Source organism: Protofrankia sp. Cr2 (assembly GCF_963555885.1).
GTDB lineage: Bacteria > Actinomycetota > Actinomycetes > Frankiales > Frankiaceae > Protofrankia.
The window spans coordinates 38,225-42,208 of sequence record NZ_CAUVXG010000045.1 but is presented as its reverse complement, the minus strand read 5'-3'; the positions used below and the strand labels follow the sequence as shown (position 1 = coordinate 42,208).

The 3,984-nt window shown below is 68.5% G+C and carries 3 protein-coding genes; all 3 read right to left on the bottom strand.

Features of this window, described 5'->3' with window-relative positions:
* Nucleotides 1-486 precede the first annotated feature (486 nt).
* The gene (gene argH, locus U9978_RS18195; protein WP_322762331.1) at nt 487-1,941 is read right to left on the bottom strand and encodes an argininosuccinate lyase; all 1,455 of its coding nucleotides are present in this window, start codon (nt 1,939-1,941) and stop codon (nt 487-489) included.
* On the bottom strand, nt 1,938-3,140 hold the full coding sequence (locus tag U9978_RS18190; RefSeq protein WP_322762330.1) for an argininosuccinate synthase: 1,203 nt from the start codon (nt 3,138-3,140) through the stop codon (nt 1,938-1,940). The genes argH and U9978_RS18190 overlap by 4 nt, the downstream gene beginning before the upstream one ends.
* 250 nt (nt 3,141-3,390) lie before the next feature.
* On the bottom strand, nt 3,391-3,981 hold the full coding sequence (gene argR / locus U9978_RS18185; RefSeq protein WP_322762338.1) for an arginine repressor: 591 nt from the start codon (nt 3,979-3,981) through the stop codon (nt 3,391-3,393).
* Nucleotides 3,982-3,984: the final 3 nt, after the last annotated feature.

Here is a 3,984-nt window from a genome sequence, read left to right as displayed (position 1 = left end):
AAGCGTTCACCATGGGGTATTTATGATACCCGTCCGGGACAACTTTCTCGAAGCTACTGGTGAAATCCTGCCGAGTCAAACCGCTCCGGATCAGCCGGTGTCAGCCTCGACAGATATTTCCGATCACTCACAGTGAGTGTCGTGCCGGGGTTGGGGCCACCGTCGCGGCTTGGCTTCGGTGTCTCCCGGCTTTCCGCCGGCAAGGAGAACATTACGGGTGCAGAACGGGAACGTCAAACGTCAACGGCCTTTTGATCTGTGAGCTACGTCACACCGTTTGAATGTCGCCTTGACGTACCTGTCTGCTATGGGAGGATCGAGCGCCACTGCGCCAGCGCCCCGCATCCAGATGCGTGTGTCTCATCGCGTCTCATCTCGTCTCGTCTCATCTCATCCTGGGGGCGTGCGGTGGAGCGCCGCTCCCGGCAGGTCGCAGCGACCTGCCGGGAGCAACCGGTACCCGGTCGGCGGTTGACCAGAGGGCCGTCAGGGGCTGTGTGCCCACTCGCGGTCGTGGGCCAGCCGGCCGGTGACGGCGGCCAGCTGTTCGCGCACCCGGACCGGGGCCGTCCCGCCCGGAGCGGAGCGAGCCTCCAGCGCCCCCTGGACGGAGAGCACGGTGCGCACCCCCGGGGTCAGGCGCGGGTTGATGGCCACCAGGTCGTCGTCACCGACCTCGTCGAGTTCGCGCTCGTGTGCGGAGCACCAGGCCACCAGCTGCCCGACCGCCTCGTGGGCCTCCCGGAAGGGCACGCCGCACCGGACGAGGTACTCGGCCACATCCGTGGCCAGCGCGAAACCGGCAGGCGCGGCCTCGGCGAGGCGGTGGCGATGCACCCGCATGGTCGCCACCATCCCGGCGGTCGCAGGCAAGACCACCAACAGGGTGTCGACCGCGTCGAACACCGGCTCCTTGTCCTCCTGCAGGTCACGGTCATACGCCAGCGGCAGACCCTTGAGCGCGACGAGCAGTCCGGTGAGCGCGCCGATCAGCCGGCCGGACTTGCCCCGAGCGAGCTCGGCGATATCCGGGTTCTTCTTCTGCGGCATGATCGAACTTCCGGTGGCGAAGGCGTCGTCCAGTTCGACCCAGCCGAACTCCCGGCTCGTCCACAAGACGATCTCCTCGCCGAGCCGGGACAGGTGGACACCGATCAGCGCGGCCACGAACAGGAACTCCGCAGCGAAGTCGCGATCGGAGACCGCGTCGATCGAATTCGCGAAGGCCGAGTCGAAACCGAGCTCCACGGCGACGCCCTGCGGGTCGAGTGGAAGGGATGACCCGGCCAGCGCACCCGCCCCCAGACTGCACACGGCGGCACGCCGGTCCCAGTCCCGTAACCGGTCGACATCACGGGCGAACGCGTGGACGTGGGCGAGCAGTTGGTGAGCGAAGGAGATCGGCTGGGCGTGCTGGAGATGGGTCATCCCGGGAGCCGGGGTGTCCACCTGGGCCGTCGCCTGATCGACGAGAGCGAGCTGCAGGTCGACGAGACACGCCGCCACCTGGCGGGCATGGTCACGCAGGTACATCCGCAGGTCGGTGGCAACCTGGTCATTGCGGCTACGCCCCGCCCGCAGCTTGCCGCCGAGCGTGCCGAGGCGTTCGAGCAGACCCCGTTCCAGGGCCGTGTGCACGTCCTCGTCGTCGACGGTCGGGCGGAACCGCCCGGTTCGCACAGCCTCGGCCAGATCATCCAGGGCCGCGAGTACCGCGGTGATCTCGTCGTCGTCGAGCAGGCCGGCGCGGTGCAGGACGCGGGCGTGCGCGCCTGAAGCCCGCAGGTCGTACGGGGCGAGCCGCCAGTCGAACTGGACGCTGACCGACAGCCGGGCGAGCGCCTCGGCCGGCCCGCCGGCGAAACGACCGCCCCACAGCCGGGTCGGTGACTGGAGCGCCGGTGACTGGAGCGCCGGTGGCTGGGATGCCGGCGTGGTCACCGGGACAACCGCTGCTCACGAGCCGACCACACCTTGGTCGGCAGACCCCACAGCTCGATGAAACCCCGTGCGTCCCGCTGATCGAACTGGTCGCCCGCGTCATAGGTCGCGAGAGCGTGGTCGTAGAGGCTCGCCTCACCGCGCCGTCCGACCACCTGCGCCACGCCACCGGCGAGCCGGATCCGGACGTCTCCGCTGACCCGGGCGCTCGTGGCGTCGATGAACGCGTCCAGTGCCGCCCGCAGCGGCGAGTACCACAGGCCGTCGTAGACAAGCTCGCCCCAGCGCTGGTCCACTCCCCGCTTGAACCGGGCAACCTCCCGTTCAAGGGTGAGGTCCTCCAGGTCACGGTGAGCGGTGAGCAAAGTGATCGCGGCCGGGCATTCGTAGATCTCCCGACTCTTGATCCCCACCAGCCTGTCCTCGATCATGTCGATACGCCCGACGCCCTGCGCACCCGCCCGCCGGTTCAACTCGACGATCAGATCCACGAGGGGAAGTGGTCGGCCGTCCAGGGAAACCGGCAGCCCGTCGACGAAACCGATGGTCAACTCGTCCGGTTCCCGAGCGAGCGTCGGGTCGGCGGTGTAGACGAAGACATCCTCGGGGGGCTGCACCCACGGGTTCTCAAGCACGCCGCACTCGGCGGTGCGGCCCCACAGGTTCTGGTCGATCGAGTAGGGCGAGCGCGCGGTCACGTCGATCGGCAGGTTGCGCTCGTCCGCGAACGCGATCGCCTTGTCCCGCGTCATTCCCGAGTCCCGCACCGGTGCCAGCACCTGCAGGTCCGGGGCGAGGGCCATCACGCCCACCTCGAACCGGACCTGGTCGTTGCCTTTGCCGGTACAGCCGTGCGCAATGGCTCCGGCACCGAAGGTGTGGGCCGCCTCGACCAGATGACGGACGATGACAGGCCTCGACAATGACGAGATCAACGGATAACGGTCCATGTAAAGAGCATTCGCGCGGATCGCCGGAGCCACGAACGACCGGGCGAACTCCTCGCGCGCGTCGACGACGACAGATTCCACCGCCCCGCAGGTCAGCGCCCGCTGCCGGATCAGTTCAAGATCCTCACCGCCCTGGCCGACGTCAACAGCCAGTGCGACCACCTCGGCGCCGGTTTCGGCACCGATCCAACCAATGGCCACGGACGTGTCCAGGCCGCCCGAATACGCGAGTACGACGCGGTCGGTCACCACAGATCAACCTCTCCAATATCATTAAGGGCCTCCGACGACGGGAGGAAACCAGCATCCCGCCGCCTTCGGCCAGCCATCATCAAGGGCCTCCGACGACAGGAGAAAAACCAGCATCCCGCCGCCTTCGGCCAGCCGCCATCAAGGGCCTCCGACGACAGGAGGAAAACCAGCATTGCGCCGCCGCTGGCCGGATATGTTCAGATAGCAAAGGTCGGACCACAACCAGGTGATCCTTGCGCCCCGAAGGTCACGCCGGCCGGGCCGGGTCAGCCAGGTTGGCAAGTGAACCGCGGGAGCGCCCGTCGGCGAGGTCGAGCAGCCGTGCGGCGAGTTCGGGACCGGTCGTGCCCTCGCCACCAGAGGGATCACCGGTGGCCAGCCGGGCCGACCGGCAGACCACCAGGACCGTGTCGTCCCCGGCGATGGTGCCCATGACCTCCGGCAAGGCCGCCCTGTCCAGCGCCGAGGCGAACAGCTGCGCGGCACCAGCCGGGGTCCGCAGGACCAGCAGGTCTCCGTTGGCCTCCGCCGAAACGAGGAGGTCCTCGCAGAGCCTGCCGAGCGGCAGCCGCACCGACTCGGTCGGCGCCAGGTTGACATCGACTGCATACACCAGCGCACCGTCAGGCCCCCGCACCTTGGTCGCGCCGAGGTCTTCGAGGTCGCGTGACAGGGTCGCCTGTGTGACCTGGACGCCCTCCGCTGCGAGCAGTCGGGCCAGTTCCGTCTGCGAACGAACCGGCTCGCGGGCTATCAGGCCCGCAAGCCGCGCCTGCCGTGCGTGCTTGGTCAGCGGCACGGCAGCGCGGCGAGTCGCCCCAGGCGCCGGTGTCGTCATGAG